This window comes from Pseudomonas sp. BF-R-30 (assembly GCF_019956175.1).
GTDB classification, from domain to species: Bacteria; Pseudomonadota; Gammaproteobacteria; order Pseudomonadales; family Pseudomonadaceae; genus Aquipseudomonas; species Aquipseudomonas jessenii.
Genome location: NZ_JAHBDE010000022.1, coordinates 231,548 through 251,295, shown reverse-complemented (window position 1 = coordinate 251,295; position 19,748 = coordinate 231,548). Strand labels below are relative to the sequence as shown.

The 19,748-nt window shown below is 49.2% G+C and carries 15 protein-coding genes and 8 pseudogenes; 8 read left to right on the top strand and 15 right to left on the bottom strand.

Annotated elements, in window-relative coordinates:
- Positions 1-17: 17 nt before the first annotated feature.
- From KGB20_RS13875 to tnpC, 5 genes and pseudogenes are all read left to right on the top strand, one after another.
- Complete coding sequence (locus KGB20_RS13875) at positions 18-926, top strand: glycosyltransferase family 2 protein (protein WP_223532553.1); 909 nt, start codon at positions 18-20, stop codon at positions 924-926.
- Positions 927-930: 4 nt separating this feature from the next.
- Positions 931-2,058 carry an EpsG family protein gene (locus KGB20_RS13870; protein WP_223532551.1) on the top strand — a complete coding sequence of 376 codons (1,128 nt, stop codon included), beginning with the start codon at positions 931-933 and terminating at the stop codon, positions 2,056-2,058.
- A gap of 576 nt (positions 2,059-2,634) precedes the next feature.
- Positions 2,635-2,718, top strand: a pseudogene (locus KGB20_RS29110) (IS66 family insertion sequence element accessory protein TnpB); the annotation flags it as partial.
- 43 nt (positions 2,719-2,761) lie between these two features.
- Positions 2,762-2,938, top strand: coding sequence for an IS66 family insertion sequence element accessory protein TnpB (gene tnpB, locus KGB20_RS29105; RefSeq protein WP_317850884.1), 177 nt, complete (start codon positions 2,762-2,764; stop codon positions 2,936-2,938).
- Between the two features lie 62 nt (positions 2,939-3,000).
- Positions 3,001-4,461, top strand: a pseudogene (tnpC, locus tag KGB20_RS13860) (IS66 family transposase).
- 30 nt (positions 4,462-4,491) lie between these two features.
- On the opposite strand, the gene tnpB (KGB20_RS13855) reads toward tnpC, so the two are convergent.
- Complete coding sequence (gene tnpB, locus KGB20_RS13855) at positions 4,492-4,770, bottom strand: IS66 family insertion sequence element accessory protein TnpB (RefSeq protein WP_223532549.1); 279 nt, start codon at positions 4,768-4,770, stop codon at positions 4,492-4,494.
- 234 nt (positions 4,771-5,004) lie between these two features.
- Positions 5,005-5,892, bottom strand: a complete 888-nt coding sequence (locus KGB20_RS13850; protein ID WP_317850883.1) for an NAD-dependent epimerase/dehydratase family protein — start codon at positions 5,890-5,892, stop codon at positions 5,005-5,007.
- A 689-nt stretch (positions 5,893-6,581) separates the two neighbouring features.
- Between KGB20_RS13850 and KGB20_RS13845 the strand changes: the two are divergent.
- The 3 pseudogenes from KGB20_RS13845 to KGB20_RS13835 form a co-directional block, all read left to right on the top strand.
- Positions 6,582-6,716 (top strand): annotated as a pseudogene (locus tag KGB20_RS13845) (helix-turn-helix domain-containing protein); the annotation flags it as partial.
- Positions 6,717-6,765: 49 nt separating this feature from the next.
- Positions 6,766-7,148, top strand: a pseudogene (gene tnpB / locus KGB20_RS13840) (IS66 family insertion sequence element accessory protein TnpB).
- A 17-nt stretch (positions 7,149-7,165) separates the two neighbouring features.
- Positions 7,166-7,497, top strand: a pseudogene (locus tag KGB20_RS13835) (transposase domain-containing protein); the annotation flags it as partial.
- On the opposite strand, the pseudogene KGB20_RS13830 reads toward KGB20_RS13835, so the two are convergent.
- The 13 genes and pseudogenes from KGB20_RS13830 to KGB20_RS13775 form a co-directional block, all read right to left on the bottom strand.
- A pseudogene (locus KGB20_RS13830) lies at positions 7,489-7,812 on the bottom strand (transposase domain-containing protein); the annotation flags it as partial. The pseudogenes KGB20_RS13835 and KGB20_RS13830 overlap by 9 nt on opposite strands.
- 18 nt (positions 7,813-7,830) lie before the next feature.
- Positions 7,831-8,118 (bottom strand): IS66 family insertion sequence element accessory protein TnpB, encoded by a 288-nt coding sequence (gene tnpB, locus KGB20_RS13825; protein WP_263293087.1) that lies wholly within the window; start codon positions 8,116-8,118, stop codon positions 7,831-7,833.
- A pseudogene (locus KGB20_RS29030) lies at positions 8,114-8,188 on the bottom strand (IS66 family insertion sequence element accessory protein TnpB); the annotation flags it as partial. The pseudogene KGB20_RS29030 and the gene tnpB (KGB20_RS13825), both read right to left, overlap by 5 nt.
- 559 nt (positions 8,189-8,747) lie before the next feature.
- Positions 8,748-9,866 (bottom strand): glycosyltransferase, encoded by a 1,119-nt coding sequence (locus KGB20_RS13820; RefSeq protein WP_223532545.1) that lies wholly within the window; start codon positions 9,864-9,866, stop codon positions 8,748-8,750.
- Positions 9,863-10,825: an NAD-dependent epimerase/dehydratase family protein gene (locus KGB20_RS13815; RefSeq protein WP_223532622.1), complete on the bottom strand. Its 963-nt coding sequence runs from the start codon at positions 10,823-10,825 to the stop codon at positions 9,863-9,865. Before KGB20_RS13815 ends, KGB20_RS13820 begins: the two co-directional genes overlap by 4 nt.
- Before the next feature lie 249 nt (positions 10,826-11,074).
- Positions 11,075-11,203, bottom strand: a pseudogene (locus KGB20_RS13810) (competence protein ComEA); the annotation flags it as partial.
- Between the two features lie 112 nt (positions 11,204-11,315).
- Positions 11,316-13,310 carry a polysaccharide biosynthesis protein gene (locus KGB20_RS13805; RefSeq protein WP_223532543.1) on the bottom strand — a complete coding sequence of 665 codons (1,995 nt, stop codon included), beginning with the start codon at positions 13,308-13,310 and terminating at the stop codon, positions 11,316-11,318.
- A gap of 101 nt (positions 13,311-13,411) precedes the next feature.
- Complete coding sequence (locus tag KGB20_RS13800; protein ID WP_150812252.1) at positions 13,412-14,437, bottom strand: MraY family glycosyltransferase; 1,026 nt, start codon at positions 14,435-14,437, stop codon at positions 13,412-13,414.
- 64 nt (positions 14,438-14,501) lie between these two features.
- On the bottom strand, positions 14,502-15,464 hold the full coding sequence (locus tag KGB20_RS13795) for a UDP-glucose 4-epimerase family protein (RefSeq protein ID WP_223532541.1): 963 nt from the start codon (positions 15,462-15,464) through the stop codon (positions 14,502-14,504).
- Between the two features lie 19 nt (positions 15,465-15,483).
- On the bottom strand, positions 15,484-16,611 hold the full coding sequence (gene wecB / locus KGB20_RS13790; protein WP_150812250.1) for a non-hydrolyzing UDP-N-acetylglucosamine 2-epimerase: 1,128 nt from the start codon (positions 16,609-16,611) through the stop codon (positions 15,484-15,486).
- Positions 16,604-17,614, bottom strand: coding sequence for a polysaccharide biosynthesis protein (locus KGB20_RS13785; protein WP_223532539.1), 1,011 nt, complete (start codon positions 17,612-17,614; stop codon positions 16,604-16,606). The genes wecB and KGB20_RS13785 overlap by 8 nt, the downstream gene beginning before the upstream one ends.
- 33 nt (positions 17,615-17,647) lie before the next feature.
- Positions 17,648-18,505 (bottom strand): dTDP-4-dehydrorhamnose reductase family protein, encoded by an 858-nt coding sequence (locus KGB20_RS13780; RefSeq protein WP_223532537.1) that lies wholly within the window; start codon positions 18,503-18,505, stop codon positions 17,648-17,650.
- Positions 18,502-19,746 carry a glycosyltransferase family 4 protein gene (locus tag KGB20_RS13775; RefSeq protein ID WP_223532535.1) on the bottom strand — a complete coding sequence of 415 codons (1,245 nt, stop codon included), beginning with the start codon at positions 19,744-19,746 and terminating at the stop codon, positions 18,502-18,504. The genes KGB20_RS13780 and KGB20_RS13775 overlap by 4 nt, the downstream gene beginning before the upstream one ends.
- Positions 19,747-19,748: the final 2 nt, after the last annotated feature.

Sequence of the window (19,748 nt, the reverse complement as noted above, 5' to 3'; positions counted from 1 at the left end):
GCTATAGGAAGTTTGATGTGAAAGTTCATGATGTTGTGATAATTATGTCGGTGTTCAATGGCGAGAAATATGTAGTTGAGCAAATCGATAGCATACTTCGCCAGGAGTCGGCAAATGTAAAGCTTTGGATCAGAGATGATGGCTCAACTGATAGTACAGTTAGTTTGATTAGTGAAAAATATGCCAATGATGACAGGGTGTTTATACAGAAGGGAAAAAACTTAGGTGCGTGCAAATCGTTTATTGAAGCAGTTTTCTGCTGTGATTTTGTCGGGGATTATTATGGATTTTCAGATGCTGATGATGTTTGGGTGATTGACAAAATCAAGCATTCTGTAGACCTGTTGAAGAAAGAGGGGAATGGTATTCCCGTTGCTGTCTTTACACGATTACAGATTGTTGATGAGTCTTTAGGCCCTATAGGCTACTCAAAAGTACCTAGAAAGGGTTTGAACTTTAAAAATGCCATCGTTGAATCTGTCGCGAGTGGCGCATCAATTCTAATGAATGAACAAGCATTTAAGATAATCAGGTCGGTAAGGCCTAGCCATGCTGTTATGCATGATGCATGGGTGTATTTAGTGATTTCTGCATTCGGGAAACTTATCTACAGTGAGTATCCTACGATAAAATATAGACAGCATGGTAGTAATGTAATCGGAGCTTCAAGGTCTTTAAAGAAGAAAATTATTTCACGATTTTCCAGGTTGTCAAATGTTAGCCCGTTCCGCGCTCAGGCCGAAGAATTTATGCAGTTTTTTGGCAAGTCGCTTAGCAAGGAAAACTATGTGATTCTTGATAGGTATTGCAATCACGATAGTAGCTTTCGCCGGAGGGTTATGTTCGCAATTAATCCGAGTGTTTATTTTCAGAGTGCTAAGGCCAGCATTTATTTAAGGCTCTTGTCATTGTTAGGTAAGGTGTAATTAAGTGCAAGATAAACAGCAAGGGTATCGCGCCGTTTATTCTGCGGCGCGAAGTCTTTTTGATTTTAATTTATATGTGCTCTTTTCAATACTGGCTTTCTGCTCGTTTTATTCTGCGCGGGAAAGTTTTTCATATGATTATGTTTTTTATATAGGCTACTTTGACGCCATACAAAAAATGCAGCTGAGTGATATTTTTTTATCGCTGCAAAGTAATTTGCCAATTATTTACGTAAGTGTTCCCCCTTCAGGCCTGTTGGAGGTTGGTTTTGTACTGTTTGTGAGAGCTCTGTTTTTTATCACTGAAAGCCCAGAGTTGGTCTACGCGTTAATTGCTACGATATCGCTAATGACGAGGGTTTTCATCATGAGAAGGCTTGGTATAAATTGGGCCTGGATCGTGCTGATAAATATTTACGCGATTACATTGTTTGAGGCTAATGCAATACGCGCCGGTTGTGCTTTGACTTTAATTATTTTTGGTGGTTATTGCCTTTTAAAAGATAGAAAACTTATTGGCTTTGCTCTCTTGGTTTCTTCTACTGCATTTCACGTGCAGGCGGCTTTTGTTTTTTGTTTTTTTTGTTTTTTTTGGTTGTTCTATAATTTTTTCAGTCAAAGTGCGTTAAGGCTTGCCTTGACAGGGATCGGATTGGGGGTGAGTGGGTTAGTTGTTGCCAACGCTCTTACTCTATTGAATGTAAGTAAAATGGAAGACTACAGTGGCAAATATGTTGAGTCGGTTGGGATTAATAGTATTTCATTGGCGGGCATATTATTAGTTGGGGGGTTTTTCTATAAAGTCGTGTCGTCGAGAAAATATGTCTTGGAATCAATGGGTCTTGAAGGAAGGACTTTGTTGCCATTTTTAATTTCTTCAGTTCCTGCATTGTCTGCTTTGGTGTTTGCTACGTCTCTTGGAGCTATAGGTGATAGGCTTTGGCAATTTTCTTTTGTTGTTTTTAGCGTTTTTATGTTGAGAGTAAGTATAAGGGATGATTTTAGATATATTCTGTATTTACTGTTGTTTTTGTGCTTGTTTATTTCAAATATAAATGTGCTGATAAGGTATCCGCTGTCTAATTTTTTATATCCGTTGGTTCCGTACATTGATATTGTTCCTAAGTTTTGATTTTTTGTTTAAAAATAGTTGCCGAGCAGTTTATTAGGCTGGCTGTGAGAAAACTTGATAGGTTGGGTGTTGGCGCTGATGGAAAATTGACCCACTCTGCCAATTGAAATTTGAACTACAGCAAGTTGTTGATTTCTGCATCAGCAACTGTGGATTAGTTTAGCGGCCGAGCTGCTTTTGAATGTTTCCTGTCGACAACCCAACTCGAAGATTCTCTGCACGACTATCTTGCCGATCGCCACAACCTCACCAGCGATCTCCTTGGTCAAGTTCCAGAGACTTAGGGAAGGTCTGAAGTAGTTATATGTTTCTGGCTGACTTCGGCCACCGCCGATTTTGAAAGTGGCAAGTCGATCCAAAGCGCTCAGATCACTCACTCATTCCTGTCTTTTGAAACCGATCCATAAACCCCACCTACCGTATGGCCGGGGTATGAAGTCAGGTATCCGAGTCGGATATATGCTCCACTTGAGTTCTTACCCCAAACAACCGTAAGCACTCAATGAACCCCACATTCAACCCCACCACCTGACCCCAGATGCTGTGCTCCCGATTTCTTGCTGGAGCCCATCCGCCATGATGCGACCTGACGCCAAAGTCGAAAAAGTGTATCTCTACCCCAAACCCGTAGACTTCCGAAAATCCATTGACGGCCTAGCTGCGCTCGTCGAACTGGATATCAAGGTTGCGGTATTCGCCCCCCATGCTTTTCGTCTTTCTCAACAAGCCTCGCAACCGCGTGAAGATTTTGTACTGGGAGCGAAACGGCTTTTGCCTTTGGGCTCAAGCGCCAGGAATCCGAGCGTTTCAAAACATCGCCCGATGCCTGCGACGAGGCGATTGCTCTGACGGTGCAGGAACTCAACTGGCTATTGGATAGTTTCGACCTCTGGCGTAACCGCCCTCATCCGCCTTCCTGACGACCCCGAATTGCTCAAGCAGATGCTTGCGAAGATGCAATCCAGAGTCGGCTTTCTGGAAGAACAGGTAGCGCTGCTGCACCAACGACTGTTTGGCCGACAATCCGAGCGAACGGTCGATCCCGCGACGCCGCAACTGGCGCTGTTCAACGAGGCTGAGCACGGAGAGGATCCCCTCGACGAAGCGGCTGAAGAAGAAGTGGTTTCACCTGCCAGTCGACGCGGTAAACGCAAGCCATTGCCTGCCGATCTGCCGCGCATCGAAATCATCCATGAACTGCCCGAACATGAACTGACCTGTATGTGCGGCTGCCGCAAACACGTCATTGGCGATGAAGTCAGCGAACAGCTTGAAATCGTGCCAATGCAGATCCGCGTCATCAAACACGTGCGCATGGTGTATGGCTGCCGCGACTGCGAGAGCGCACCGATAACGGCAGACAAACCAGCCCAGTTGATCGAAAAAAGCATGGCCAGCCCCAGCGTGCTGGCCATGCTGCTGACCACCAAGTACGTGGACGGTTTGCCGCTTCACCGTTTTGAAAAAGTGCTGAGCCGTCACGGCATCGACATCCCGCGCCAGGCCTTGGCTCGCTGGGTCATCCAGTGCGGCGAGCACTTTCAGCCTCTGCTGAATCTGATGCGCGACCAACTGCTAATAAGCCGCGTCATCCACTGCGATGAAACCCGCGTGCAGGCCTTGAAAGAGCCAGACCGACAGCCGAGCAGCCAGTCCTGGATGTAGGTGCAGACCGGCGGTCCGCCCGACAAACCGGTGATCCTTTTCGACTACTCAACCAGCCGTGCATAGGAGGTGCCGACGCACCTGCTCGAAGGCTATCGCGGCTATTTGATGTCCGATGATTACGCCGGCTACAACGCACTGGGCGCGCAGACTGGCGTCGAGCGTTTAGGGTGCTGGGCGTATGCACATCGCAAGTTTGTTGAAGCGCAAAAAGTGCAGCCCAAAGGCAGGACGGGACGTGCGGACATGGCGTTGAAGATGATCAGCAAGCTATACGGCATCGAGAACGCCTATAAAGACAGTAGCGATGAGAGGCGCAAAAGAGGCCGTCAGGATTTAAGTCGCAGTGTGATGAGCGAACTGAAAGTCTGGGTCGATAAAACGCCCCCCTGTGTCACCACACAGAACGCACTTGGCAAGACTGTGACCTACTTGGCCAACAACTGGAGCAAACTTGAACGGTATGTCGAGGAGGGCTACTTGCCGATCGACAATAACCCAGCTGAACGCGCGATCAGGCCCTTCGTGATCGGAAGAAAGAACTGGTTGTTCAGCGATACGCCCAGAGGCGCGACGGCGAGTGCCCAGCTCTACAGCTTGGCCGAGACCGCCAAAGCCAACGGCCAAGAGCCTTATGCCTGGCTGCGCCACGCGCTGGAGCAGTTGCCGCATGCTTCGTCAGTGGAAGACTACGAAGCCCTGCTGCCGTGGAAGTGTACACTTCAGGTGTATGGCTAAACGCTCAGCCCACCTTTAGCTAGGTGGGGTTTATGGAGCGCTTACGATCACTTCATCGCTGAGATCAGGCGATGTTTTGAATCGCTCGGACTCCAAGCGCTTAAGCCAAAGGCAGAAGCCGTTGCGCTCCCAGTACAAAATCTTCACGCGGTTACGGAGCTTGTTGAGAAAGACGAAGAGCACGGGATCGAACACCGCCACTTTTATGCCCAGTTCGACCAGCGCAGCGAGGCCATCAATCGACTTTCTGAAGTCCACGGGCTTGGGGTAGAGATAGACTTTTTCGACTTTGGCGTCGGGTCGCATCATGGCGAGCTGGCTCCTGAGGGAATCGGGAGCACAGCATCCGGCATCAGCTAAGCGCTTTGAATGTGGGGTTCATGGAGCGCTTACATTCCTACCGCGACCGTCACGCAAACGAACTTGGGGGGAAATGCTGCAGGATGACAGGAGCCTGGCGATTCTCCCATTAACAGTGGGTCAGGAGGACGATGACAGCCGGTACTGAAAATGGCGGCATAAAAAACACGGCTGACGCGACAACTACCTTGCAAAACGCCGAACGATCTCTGTCAATCCACAGCTAAAATAAAATCCATACGAAATTAATTTATCCGATGAGTATCTCACATCGCCCTTATTTCCAGTGCCTCTAAACATTTTTCGCACGAGATATGGCACAAATATAGGCAGGCACAATGGAAAATTAAGCTTTCCAGCCGGCAAGCCTGCTTTAGCAGCTTGATAAAGCGCCCATAAACCAGCATACGTATTAAGCAGTTCATGATCACATGAAACAAAAAAGCACTCAGGAGATAAAAATTCTTTGCCCATGAAAAAAACAGCAGCAGCCGCTACATCATCCGCATGAACAATATGAGCACACTCGGCACCTTTTATAAATAGCTTTAGACGACTTACAATATTAGCGTGTATTGCTAAGCCTAGTGCTCCCGGCCGATCCGAATCAATAACATTAGTAGGACGAAGAATGACAACGCTGGCGCCGTTAATACCTTGTTTAACCAGTTTTTCCGCAGCCAACTTGCTATGCTCATAATCATCCTGCGGATGACATAGCGTGTCTTCAGTGATAATTTTTTGATTGGTTCTGCCAACAACACCAGCACTACTCATATAACAAAAGTATTTAATTTTTTCAGCGCGACACGCCTTCAAAATTTGCTCCGTGCCTATTACGTTCGCCTGCCACATAGCTGAAGATATATTTAGCTCAGCAGCACAGTGAAAGACCGATTCAGCACCAGCAATGAACTTGACAAGTATTGACTCATCACTCACATCACCTTTGTAGTGCGTTACATTAGGCTCATCTGCATGATATTGACGACTCAAAACTCTGACGTCATAGCCAATTTCTAGCAGCGCACTTACAATTCTTCGGCCAACCATGCCGGTTCCGCCAGTCACACACGCTATAGCTCTAGACATAAATTATTAAACATCTTATTAGTTAATTTGATTTCAATACAATTAAAATAAAACCATTACGTATTCCGCTATCGCTCTGATACCTACCTCAATCAATCAATCAATAAACCAACCAACCAACCTAATCCTTAACGTAAAAATAAAATATCAAACCGGATAATTATTTTGACAACATGAAGCTTCCAGAAAAACTACAACCCTAGCCCCAGCAGCAACATAAAAACAAGATGCACTTACAGCGAATCCATCTCTCCCAAAAAGCAACTAACTTCCGCACATTCGTAATATTGCGCCTGCCCCCCCCCAGAAAACAAAAACTTAAAGGAGCAATTAAAATACCTGAATGCAATGATCGGTTTACCCACACGTAAGAAAAAACAAAACAGTGAGTAAAAGTAGCCCACTCATGATTAAGGAGTCATCAATTATTTTACCATAACAATTATTAAAACAAACAGCAACTTTATACGTATTTCTATCAAAACTAACCCTCCCCGCATCGGTAGAAAAATGCGATGCGCTAACAGGCAAAATTCGATAAGTTGCTAACACCTCAGGTATGTATCCAAAATCATATCGACCAAATAGCTAAAAATTCGGATTATAGTCCGTGGCTCGTGCATCCGCAAACACACGATAGTGCTGCCTCGAGTGGAATTGAGGCGGTCATGGATAAGGTGGCGAAGGTGCTAGGGGAGCGCATCCGGGCGGAGAGGAAGGCCTGCCGGATTTCTCAGGATGCTCTGGCGTTGGCTTGCACCATCGACCGCAGCTATAAGGGCCGAATCGAGCGTGGAGAAGTAAAGTAAGCGCTCCATGAACCCCACATTCAAAGCGCTTAGCTGATGCCGGATGCTGTGCTCCCGATTCCCTCAGGAGCCAGCTCGCCATGATGCGACCCGACAAGTCTATCTCTACCCCAAGCCCGTGGACTTCAGAAAGTCCATTGATGGCCTCGCTGCGCTGGTCGAACTGGACATAAAAGTGGCGGTGTTCGATCCCGTGCTCTTCGTCTTTCTCAACAAGCTCCGTAACCGCGTGAAGATTTTGTACTGGGAGCGCAACGGCTCTGCCTTTGGCTTAAGCACTTGGAGTCCGAGAGATTCAAAACATCGCCTGATCTCAGCGATGAAGTGATCGTTCTGACCGTCCTGGAACTGAACTGGCTGCTCGACGGTTTTGACCTGTGGCGCAACCGTCCTCACCAGGTTTTGACCCCACGCTACGTAGCCTGACCGGTATAATCCGGGCCATGATTTCTCTGCCCAACGATCTTCCTGATGACCCCGTTTTGCTCAAGCAGATGCTGCTTGAGGCACTCAATCGCCAAGAAGAAGTTGCCCAGTCTTATCAGGTTCACATCGTCGACCTGAAAGAACAGATCAAACTGTTGCGCGACCGCTTGTTCGGGCGTACGCCCGAGCAGACAGCGGAACCCAATACGCCACAACTTGCACTGTTCAATAGCCCGAAAGCGAGCCGTTGCCATTGATCGGCGACACTGAAGAAGAAGTCGTTTCCCCGGTGCCGCGCCGAGGCAAACGTAAGGCATTGTCGGCTGAGCTGCCGCGTGTCGAGGTCATTCTCGGGCAGTTCATGAATGACTTCGATGCGAGGGAGATCGGCCGGCAGCGGTTTTCGCTTGCCACGCCGCTGGGTCGGCGCAACAACTTCCTCTTCAGCGGCTTCATCGATGGGCTCTACGACGCTTTCCGCTTCATTGAACAGGGCCAACTGCGGCGTTGCCGAATCAGCCGTTTGCTCGGACTTACGTCCGAATAGGCACTGACGCAGCAGTGCGTTTTCTTCTTCGAGAAAACCGACTCTGGACTGCATCTTCGCAAGCATCTGCCTGAGCAATTCAGGATCATCAGGGAGGTTTTCGGGCATGGAAATCATGCCTTGGATTATACCGAATCAGGCCACGAATCGCGGTGTCAAAACCTGATGAAGGCGGTTGCGCCAGAGATCAAAACCATCCAGTAACCAGTTCAGTTCCTGAACGGTCAGAACAATCGCCTCGCCAGTGGCATCGGGCGCTGTTTTGAAACGCTCGGATTCGAGGCGCTTGAGCCAGAGGCACAAGCCGTTGCGTTCCCAATACAAAATCTTCACGCGGTTGCGCGGCTTGTTGAGGAAAACGAAAAGCACGGGGGTCGAATACTGCGACTTTGATATCCAGCTCGACGAGCGCGGCCAAGCCATCAATGGATTTTCGAAAGTCGACGGGCTTGGGGTAGAGATAGACTTTTTCGACTTTGGCATCGGGTCGCATCATGGCGGGCTGGCTCCTGAGGGAGTCGGGAGCACAGCATCCGATCAGCTAAGCGCTTTGAATGTGGGGTTCATGGAGCGCTGGATGATAAGGAGAGCGCAGCCAAGACAGCAGAAGAATTATTTCGAAAACAGCACTCTAGGTTTAAATCTTTTTATGAGAGGCTTAAAGGAAGTTCCAGCACAAGGTACACAATCAATATATCAGCGAATATCTGATGCAAAGTATGAAAAATTCGAAAACGTTACATTCATGACAATCCCTGACCCTATAGCAGGATTATTTTACAGTGGCAATTATCTCGTGCTTTAGCTGGCACGGCTCTATTATTCTTCTTGAATTATAGCATCGAGCTTGCCGCCAAGCGACTACTAAATAATGTAATGACAAGTGCTACCATCGGCGTTGCAATGGCATATCTAATAGTGCAAGTGAATTCACCAAAAGCGTTCCTGTTTTTCGTGATTGAGACAACCGCTTTTCTTATGGGATTAATCGCGCTGAGATTGATAGCAAACAAACAAAAACAATCAATTGACTTTCACTTTAAAGCACCACTTTAATTATCTCGAGTAAAATCCTCAAAATAATCGACCATATTAGTTACGATTACATGCCAACTATAATGATCGATCACAAACGATTTAAGTCGCTGCCCTTTAAGCGTCAAATCGTCGACCTCTGAAAGCATAATCTGAAGTCCTCTACTGATGCCAGCAACTGTCGGATCGACTACGGCCCCCCCGTTGATCGCCTGTACTTCATCAAAGCCACATGTACTTGTGAGTAATACCGGCAAACCTGTAATTCCGGCCTCCAGAGCAACAAGTGACATGGCTTCCGATCTAGAGGGAATGACAAGCATCAATGCATGTTGATAAGCTTCATTTCGCTGGGCTTCATTGAGAAATCCAATAAAATGAACTTGATGAGATACTTCATGACCAATCAAAGAGGCTTCTAGTTCAGTTTGCATTCCAAAGTCTGGCCCGGCAAGCACTAAAGGATAATGGTGGGCTGCCTTCGTGGAGAGATAGGCTTTAATTAGTAAGTCAGGGCCTTTTATGGGGGCAAGCCTACCCATAAATAAAATATACGGCTCTTCAGGTAGATACTGCAGTGTACGCTTTTGAGTTAACGCGGGTTCCGCCACCCCATTCGGAAACACCGGGATACGCTCTTGCAAAAAACCTGTAATATCTGCAATCAGTACCCGTTCCAACTGAGTAATTGCAATAAACCCAGACGCTCTATTTATAAGCGATTTACCAAGCAATAAATGAAATAGCTTCATAACTGGGCGAGGTTTTCCGATAGAAGCAAATTCACCCGCAGGGCAAAGCACATAAGGCGTCCGCGCGATCCCGGCGAAGAAGCCGGCAATAATGCTCAGCAAATTCCAATAGCCCATGATATGGATAATGTCAGCAGACTTCACCGCTTTCCACAGTCGTATAAAATTGACCAATGGGATTGGAAAGCGGTGACCAATTTTTCCTGTAATGTAAGTTTTAACACCTCGACTATTAAATTCTGATTGCCAGGAATCACCGGACATCGCGATGACTTGACAACAACAGCCTTTATCCGCAAGGGTATTGGCTAAATGTCTTGTGCGCTCCGCTGTTCCACCTCCACGTTGTGCATCAAGAGAAATATTAATCAATAAAACATTCATACCGTTGCCCTCAAGTGACTCAAACAACCATTAAGGCGATTGACGAACAGTGAAAAATCAGACAATCCAAGTTGCAACAATCGACCCTCATGAAAGCTGCGCATTGGATCGGCATTACTAATCCCCCTGACACTTAACACCAAACGCAGCACTCGCGAGGGAAGGAAAGGTATATGCAAAACTGCAGTACGATTAAATACTTCCAGCAAACAATCTTGGAGATAAGCAAAATTATTATCGGCGTCGCCATCTTCAGTCACGACAATAACTCTCCATTGAACTATTGGCGCTGTAGTTGTAATAAACAAAAAAACTACTTTTTCAACACTGACCAAATGCATTCGTTGCGCACCGTACAATGAACGACGCAATGCGAGTTTCCAGCCGGGGGCACTCGAAACTTCCCTTACGAATGAAATAACATTTAATCCCCCGATACCAAATACCGCGCCAAGACGCAAAATCAAAATTTCGAAATGCTCGGCATTGACTGCGCACACAAGCTTCTCAGCAGCGGCATGCTCACGCTCATAAGGCGTGTTAGGCACAATCTGTGACGCCGAAGTACAAATGCTGTCTTGGCTTGCTCCAAAAACGTCAATACTTGAAACATGGATATAACGTTTAACGCGTGCATTTCCGCAAGCGCGCAAAACATTCTTGATCGCAGACAAGAACCATCTGGTGCCGTCTGGCCGCAGCAAATTAAAAACAATACTGCCGCGATTCAAAATTTGTTCTAATGACACGCTATCATCCAAGTCAAAATATCTGACCTGTATAGACGATTCTGTTAACCAACGTGGTTCACTTCGATGGACCTCGAAAACAATTTCGAACTCTTTGCTGTAATCAACTAAAGACCTGAGTAAATGCTGACCAACAACACCAGCCCCACCTATCGCCACAATATGCTGTTCAATGGTAGCGCGAACTTCGCATTCAGCATCATTTATCACAGCACTCAAGATGATTCACTCATTAAATGCACAAACAAACCAAGCCCTACTATTCGAACAGACACCATAAAAAATTTAAAATAGCTAAAAAAGCATAATACATCTACTCAGTACGCCTACTTAACCCAATAGGAGTCTAAAACTTTATCAGAAAGTGTTCTGATCAGCGCAAAGAACCTGCGCCCTTTCTGTCGTCCTGGCGAAACAGTATAAAACACATCGTAGGCTGGAGTAAGGAGTATTACGTTCCTTGGCGGCCACATCCAGTACCTGAGGTGCTTTGACCACCTCAGGACTGGTCGCTGGAGCAGCGAAAGCAACGATGGGAACACTGGTGAGAAGAGCAAAAAACAGAGAGTAGAAATAGCCTGTACGCATAATTGAAGCCCCATGACGGCGTTTTAGAAAGCAGCTTTTCCGAAGCTGCTCCTCAAACTTAGGCTATGTAATGGCGCCGTCAAAAATATGTACATTGCAAAATATGAAACAATCAGGGTTCCAGGCGTCGCTGCTGGTAGATCCAGTCGACGATTTCACCATCCGGGGTGTAGCCACTAACCGTGTCGCGCAACAATTGGCGAACACGCGCATAATCGTCTTGATCAACGGCGCGGAGCAATTCGGTCAGCTTGACCTTCAGCACATCCCAGGGCAGGTAATCCTCGTTAGCGGTCATGATCATCGGGTGCTGAGTGGCAGCCACGTTGTCACCAATCAACAATTCCTCATAAAGCTTTTCACCCGGACGCAGGCCCGTGAACTCGATAGAGATATCGCCATGCGGGTTTTTTTCCGAACGGAGACTCAAACCAGATAAATGAATCATCTTCTCGGCGAGCTCGACAATCCTCACAGGCTCCCCCATGTCCAATACGAAAACATCACCGCCCTGCCCCATGGAACCCGCTTGAATAACCAACTGCGCGGCTTCGGGAATGGTCATGAAGTATCGAGTGATCTTTGGGTGGGTGACCGTCAGTGGCCCCCCCGACTTGATCTGTTTGTGAAATAGCGGAATAACCGAACCGGACGAACCCAGAACGTTTCCAAACCGCACCATCGTGAAGCGCGTCTTGTTCACCCGACAAACGTTGGTCGTGTCACCAAACAATACCGGCGCCAACTCTCGACTGAGCGCCTGCAGCGTCAGCTCGGAAAGACGCTTGGTACTGCCCATTACATTGGTAGGCCTCACGGCCTTGTCGGTCGAAATCAATACAAAGTTGGAGACACCTGCCTGAAGTGCGGCCTGGGCTGTATTGAGCGTGCCAATCACATTGTTGAGCAAACCTTCGGCAATATTATGCTCGACCATTGGCACGTGCTTGTAGGCTGCTGCGTGATACACCGTATCCACGTGCCAGGATTTCATCACATCGAGAAGTTTTTCCTGGTTGCGCACGGACCCCAGGATTGGCAAAAGACGGATCGATAATGACTCTCGTGCAATTCGCTGTTCCAGCTCGGACAATATGCTGTAGAGATTGAATTCGCTATGTTCAAACAACAAAAGTGTCGTGGGCCCGAGCTCAAGGATCTGACGGCAGAGTTCGGAGCCGATGGAGCCTCCGGCACCTGTGACCAGAACGGACTGCCCCTTGATGCAGTGCTCAAGCAACTCCCCTTGGGCCGGAACAGCATCACGGCCGAGCAGGTCAGCAATGTCTACTTCCTGGATGTCGTCGACCTTGACCCTGCCACTGGCCAGATCCATGAACCCCGGGATACTCCGAACATGCAGAGGGAAACCTTCGAGAAAACCAAGAATCTCGCGGCGGCGACCACGATTGGACGACGGGATGGCAAGGAGAATTTCCTGAGCGCCCGTGTTCTCGATCATTTGCTGGATATGTTTAGGCTTATAGACTTGCAGCCCTGAAATAACCCTGTCGGCAATACCGCTATCATCATCGATAAAGGCAACAGGTCGCATGACCCTCCCCATTCGCAAGGCGGCAACGAGTTGATTGCCTGCGGCCCCCGCACCGTAAATCGCAACTTTTGGCAAGCCGTCATCCCTGTTCGTGAACGGGACATGCTGAGCCGCGCTGAACCAGTCACCCATAAAATACTGGCGCATGGCCAAGCGCAATCCCCCGATCATGATCAGACTCAACCACCAGTAGTTGAATATGATCGAGCGGGGAACGATGTTCTGATGATTGCTGTACCAGTACACCAAGACGCCTAGGATCAGGGAGGATAATGTGACAGCCTTGATAATGGCAATAAGTGCATCATTGCCGAAATACCGCATCACCGCGCGGTACATGCCAAAGCGGATGAACAAAGGAATTGCCACGACAGGCGCGCTGACAAAAAGCCAAACATGCTGAGTGAGAGGGTTGACAATCTCGTCTAGCCCCAGACGTACAACAAATGCCATCCACAAGGCAAACCAGACCAGAAAAATATCAGTCAGAACCTGCAAAATGCGCTTATGTCGTCTTGGCAGACTTAATAAATGTGCCCGAATCTTATCCATAACCCCTCTAAACACCTCTCGAAGCCCCTAGCATTGATACAGCAACTACAGCTTTTGGCATCTTTTGTGGACCAGACATTTCGTGATAGCCAGAGCAACCATCACGCATTGTTCGCGATTTCCAACTCGCCAGCGTGGAATTTGGAAGCCAGCGCCACCAACGGCACATAAGCAAGAATCAATCCTGTCGCACCATCCAGATACTGCATGACAACCAATATAGCGACCGGCAATAACCACAACAAATTGATAGCGGCTATTGCGACTGTGACCACACGATGGCTGCCGAATTTCCGTGAAGCGTACTGGTATCCATGGCTGCGATGAGCCTCATAGACTTTGTCACCACGCAACAGGCGGCGCAGCAAGGTAAAGGTAGCGTCAACAATGAAAACTCCCAACAGGATAAGCCATGCCCACAGAAACACCGGGGCAGTCCATGCGGCATGCAAGGCCAACACCGCCAGCACCATTCCTAGAAAACCACTCCCGGCATCGCCCATGAAAATACGCGCTGGCGGGAAATTCCAGACAAGGAAACCGAGTACGGCCATTGTCAGCACAAACGGGGGAATGGAGAGACTCGGATGGCCGCCAATCCAATACACCAGACAAGCGCCGACACAGGCGCAAATAGCCTCGACACTCGCCAGACCATCAATGCCATCCATGAAGTTGTAGAGGTTGAGCATCCAGACCAGAAACAAAGCCCCGATGACATAACCAAACCATCCCAGACTTATTTCGTAACCGAACACATTGATCGGGGCCATGCCGCCGATCCAGAACAATGCCCAGATGGCACCAGCGAAATGCGCCAGCAGGCGCCACCGGGCAGCAATGTGTCCGTGGTCATCAAGAAAGCCTATGACTGCAATCCACCCACCGGCTCCAAGTAGAGCCAACGCAATGGGCCAGGCCATGTCATCTGTCCAGACTAGTGCCGGTAACGCAATCAGAAAACTCAGGACAATGGCCACACCTCCACCCCGGGGTGTCGGGACCGAATGTGAACTTCGTGAATTCGGAATATCTATCAAGCTGCGTGCCAAAGCATATTGGCGCAACGCACCCGTGGCCAAAAATGAAACGCCAACCACTGCCGCCAACAACCAGATTGTGTTCAAAGGTCAACTTCCTGAAACAGCCAAAATCAATTTTGCAATTGAACCAGCACTGTCGTTAGCCAGCTTATCGCTGCCTGCCCTTGTAGTAGTTCGCAGCCGACAAAAGAGCTTCATTGACACTGACGGGAGGAGTCCAGCCCAGCAATTTTCGAGTTTTGCTTATATCAACTTGCAACGACCCGCAAAGCCGTTGCGATAAACCCTGCTTGCCTAAAATCTGCGCTCCTCGCTCAAGTAGCACACTCGGTACAGGAAACAATCGTGCGGGTTTGCCCAGCGCTTGCCCCATTCGCCTCAACAGCTGCGTCGTAGACAGATCTTCCCCATCACTGACAAGGAAAGTCTGGTTCGCCGCAGCAGGGTGACGAGTACAGGTCAATATCAAATCAACAAGATTATCAAGCGCGACCAGACTGCGTCGATTATGGATAGCCCCGAATGGCAGCGGCACCCCCTTGTCCAGCCAGCGCATCATGTTCAGGAAATTGGCCCCAACACCCGGGCCGTAAACGAGCACAGGACGAATAATCACGACCTCCATCCCTGAGTCAGTAGCGATTTCCCGCAGCCCTTGCTCGGCCTCCATTTTTGAAACGCCATAGGGGTCCGCTGGCGCGGGTGGAGCATCTGCAAGATAGGGTTTATTGAGCGGCGTGCCTTCGCCATTCACCTTGATCGAGCTGATGAACACAAAACGTTTAACGCCCTGGCCGGCCGCCTGCCGCGCAAGATTCAGCGTGCCTTCGACGTTCACTTTGCGGAACGCCTCCAGCGGATCGGACTCGGTATCATTCATGACATGGACACGCGCCGCGCTGTGAATGACGACTTCCGCCCCATCCAGCGCTTGCGACCAATCGGCATCACTATCGAGCCCGGCGGTTCGAACAGTTGTAACGCTCGCCGGACAGTCGGGCAAGGCATGCCCACGAATTGCTGCCACCGGTTCCAGATCTTCAGAAGCCGCTAACCGGCCCAGGACAGCACTGCCTACGAAACCCGTGGCACCTGTCAATAAAACACGCATTTTCAAACCTCGACGCCGCTCAGGGTTTCGACCAGACAGTACGGTTGATGTAGTCGGTATAACTCAATACGACCCGAACCACCTGCTTGGACACAGGACCTGCCTGGTAATCCCTGACCACGGGAATGACACGCCGATCACGGTCATGCTGACTGGTTACCACACGTACGGCATTAAGAACGCCATCCACTTTCAGGCCACTCATAATGAGTGTCCCTTCGTCCATGCCCTCTGGACGCTCATGTGCATTACGGATAGTAATTGCAGGCAAGTTCAGCAGAGAAGCTTCTTCAGTAATAGTGCCACTGTCGGACAGGACGCAAAACGCGGAAATCTGCAACTTGATGTAGTCAAGCAGACCGAACGGCTTGGAAAAGCGGATCAACGGGTGATCCAGCGATTCGCCTATCGCCTCCAGACGCTGGCGGGTCCGGGGGTGAGTGGACACGATGATCGGAAACTGATATTCGTCGGCCAAAGCTCGCAGCGTCTTGAGCAAATCTCGGAGGTTTTCCGGTGTATCGACGTTTTCCTCTCGGTGAGCGCTGACGATGAAGAATTTGTCCTGCTCCAGACTCTCTCGAACCAGCACGTCGGACGTGAGAATTTTCGGCATGTAGTAGTCGAGCACTTCCTCCATGTGCGAACCGGTCTTGATGATGGTTTCAGGACGAATCCCTTCTGCGATCAGATAACGCCGGGCATGCTCGGTCAGAACCATATTAATATCGCTCAGGTGATCGAGCACCTTGCGATTCAGTTCCTCGGGAACTCGCTGATCGAAACAGCGATTGCCGGCTTCCATATGGAATACCGGTATCTTGCGGCGCTTGGCGGCAATGACTGCTAGACAGGTATTGGTATCGCCATAGAGCAGAAGCGCGTCCGGCTGTTCAGCTTCAAATACTTCATCCGCCTTCGAAATCACCTCGGCGATGGTCTTGGCAGCCGTATCACCTGCGGCACCCAGAAAGTAATCAGGCTTTCGAATTTCAAGCTCGTCGAAAAATACCTGATTCAATTCGAAGTCATAGTTTTGGCCAGAGTGGACTAACACATGGTTGACATGCTTATCCAGCTCCGCAATGACACGACTCATCTTGATAAGCTCTGGTCGCGTGCCAACTAGCGTCATGACCTTAAGCATCAAGTTTTTCCTGAATGTATTCCAGATTCAAAAGAACTTTCTTCACACCTTCGACATCGAGACGATCGGTATTATGCGAGGTGTAATCTTCAAGGTCGGAGATCTCCTGCTCACCCTCAACAAAGAACTTCTTGTAGTTCAGGTCGCGATTGTCAGCTGGGATTCGATAGTAACGCCCCATGTCTTTGGCTTTGGCCATTTCTTCACGGGAAATCAGCGACTCGTAGAGTTTTTCGCCATGACGGGTGCCAATGACCTTGACAGTATTATCGCGAGAGAACAGTTCCTTCAGCGCTTGCGCCAGGTCCGCGACTGTCGAGGCAGGTGCTTTCTGAACGAAAATATCGCCTTGCTCGGCATGCTCGAAAGCGTGCAGCACCAGGTCGACAGAGTCCTCCAGCGACATCAGAAAGCGGGTCATGTTCGGATCGGTGACAGTCAGCGGTTCGTCATTTTGCAATTGGTTGATAAACAACGGAATCACTGACCCGCGCGAGGCCATGACATTGCCGTAACGAGTTGCGCAGATTACAGGTCCCGCTGCCGGAATCATCCGCGACTTGGCCACCATCAGTTTTTCAGCCATGGCCTTGGAAATACCCATGGCATTGATTGGGTAAACAGCTTTGTCGGTACTGAGCACGACAACGCGCTTAACGCCCGAAGCAATCGCGGCATTCAGAACGTTTTCGGTACCAATAACATTGGTACGCACGGCTTCCATTGGGTAGAACTCGCAGGAAGGCACTTGTTTCAATGCAGCAGCGTGAAAAATGTAATCCACACCGACCATGGCCTGATCAAGGCTATCGCGATCGCGAACATCACCGATATAGAATTTCACCTTGTCGTTCGACAGGGCAATGCGCATATCTTCCTGTTTTTTTTCATCACGGCTGAATACACGAATTTCTTTTACGTCGGTATCCAGAAAACGCTTCAACACTGTATGGCCAAATGACCCTGTGCCACCTGTGATCATCAAAACTTTATTATCGAACATAACTATAATCCAAAACCTGATTGAATTTAATGATCAACGCAGCGCGCGCATCGATTTAACCAATTCCAACCATGAAGGCGGAACGTAACCGGTCGCGGATTGGAACTTTGATGAGTCCAGCGAACGATTGATAGAAAGATTACTGTCAGCGACGATATCGATATCCTTTCCATAAACTTCTGCCACCAGTTTCAGCAGGGACAATTTGTCAATGGGTGCCACCGAGACATGATAAAGGCCCTGAAGCTTCGGATTCGGGATCACGTAATCTCGAATGACACGCGCCAGCTCCACGGTAGGAAGCCCCGAAAAAATGGCCTTGTCGTAGCCCTTGACGGAGCCGTTCTGAGATAGAAACCAATCCACCAGCGAGTAATGGCTTCCCAGTTCGTGACCGATGATTGAAGTCCGCAGGGTGACTGCATTCGGCTGGGCATGAAGCTCACCAATGTACTTGGACTTACCGTAGAGATCCTCCGCATCGGAGACATCCTCTTCAGTGTAAAGCCCTTTGCGTCCGGAGAACACACAGTCGGTACTGATGTGAATCAAGCGAGCGCCAGACAGTTCGCATAACTTGGCAATGCGATGCGGCAGCATGGCATTGATGGGAAGTGCTGAAAGGGGATCCTTGGCATCAGCCAGCTGCTTGATCAAGCCGACGCAGTTAATGACCACATCCGGCTTGACCCGTGCCAGCACCGAAACCAGCGAGTCCTGGTCCAGCACATCAACATTGCTGATCAGCGAACTGCGAACATCGTCTGAAAAATAGTTTGCGCCACCCGGGTTGCGTAAAGTGCCCCACACCTCAAAGCGCGGGTGTCCAAGGAATTGCCTGAACACAGTGCTACCCAGCATTCCGGTGACCCCTAACACTAGAACTTTCATTTTAAGCTACCCTTCAATTCATTGATCCTGGTACTGAGGATTTCTACGAGACGCGCGCTTTGACGCTCCATTTCGAAATGCTCGAGGTAGTACGCCCTGCCCGACTGCCCCAACGATTCCCGTTCATCTGAACTCATGTGGAAAAGTTGCTCGATGCACCTGGCCATACCCTCTACATCTTGCGCCGCGCTCGTCAGGCCCGCATTGGCCTCTTGAATGACCCGAGCCCCTTCGCCATCAAGCGCGGCGATGATCGGCCTCCCTGCTGCCAGGTAAGCCTGAACCTTACTGGGAATGGTATAGGAGAATGCCTCATCTTGCTTCAACGTTACCAACAATCCTGTGGCACGACTGAAAAAATGTGGCATTTCACTTGCCGCAAACCTGCCGGCAAGGACAAGGTTGTCCAATGCTCTGGATTTTTTCTGGCTTTCGATCCAGCTCAGCATGCTACCGCTGCCGACTAGAACAATTCGGAGTTCGGAGAGATGGCGAAGCCTGTCTGCTACCTCAACCAGGGTTTCGACCGATTGTGCGGTCCCCAGATTGCCGGCAAAAACGAGACAGAAACTGTTTTCGAGCTCCGCGAGCAGCGGTGCGGGAATCCGGGTGTCTTCGAAGACTGGCGGAGTGTCCTGATAAGAGTTTGGGTAATACACGACCTTGCCGGGATCAGCATAGCGAGCAACCGGCTCCAGGAATGCCCTCGACTGAACGAGTAAAGTATCAACACAGGCGTAAATGCCTCTGACCATCCACCCCACCACGCGCAAGACCGATTTATTCCGGATGAATCCCGTCGCACTCAAGCTCTCTGGCCAGAGATCCTGGACCCATACTGCAAGATGACTCTTGAGTTTCCATTTCAAATAGATGGCAGGAATGACTGACGTAATAGGGGAAGGTGCAAACACAAAGATTGCGTCATAACTCTCACCCTTTACAGCGTCCGGGTAAAATTTCAGTCCATTTACGATATAGGACAAATAATTCAGCATCAGGTTTTTTGCGCCTGACGAACCGCGAGGTCTAAGCGGCGCACGGCATACGCTAACGGTCGTTTCGTAACTTTCTTCCTGATATCCGCAAGCTTGATAACCGTCGAACACAACGCCATCCGGATAATTCGGCTTGCCGGTAAGAACTTTTACGACGTGCCCTTGGGCAGATAAGTTCTTGACCAGGTCGTTGATAATAAAAGATTCCGGCCAGAAATACTGCGACACCACGAGAACTCTCATTT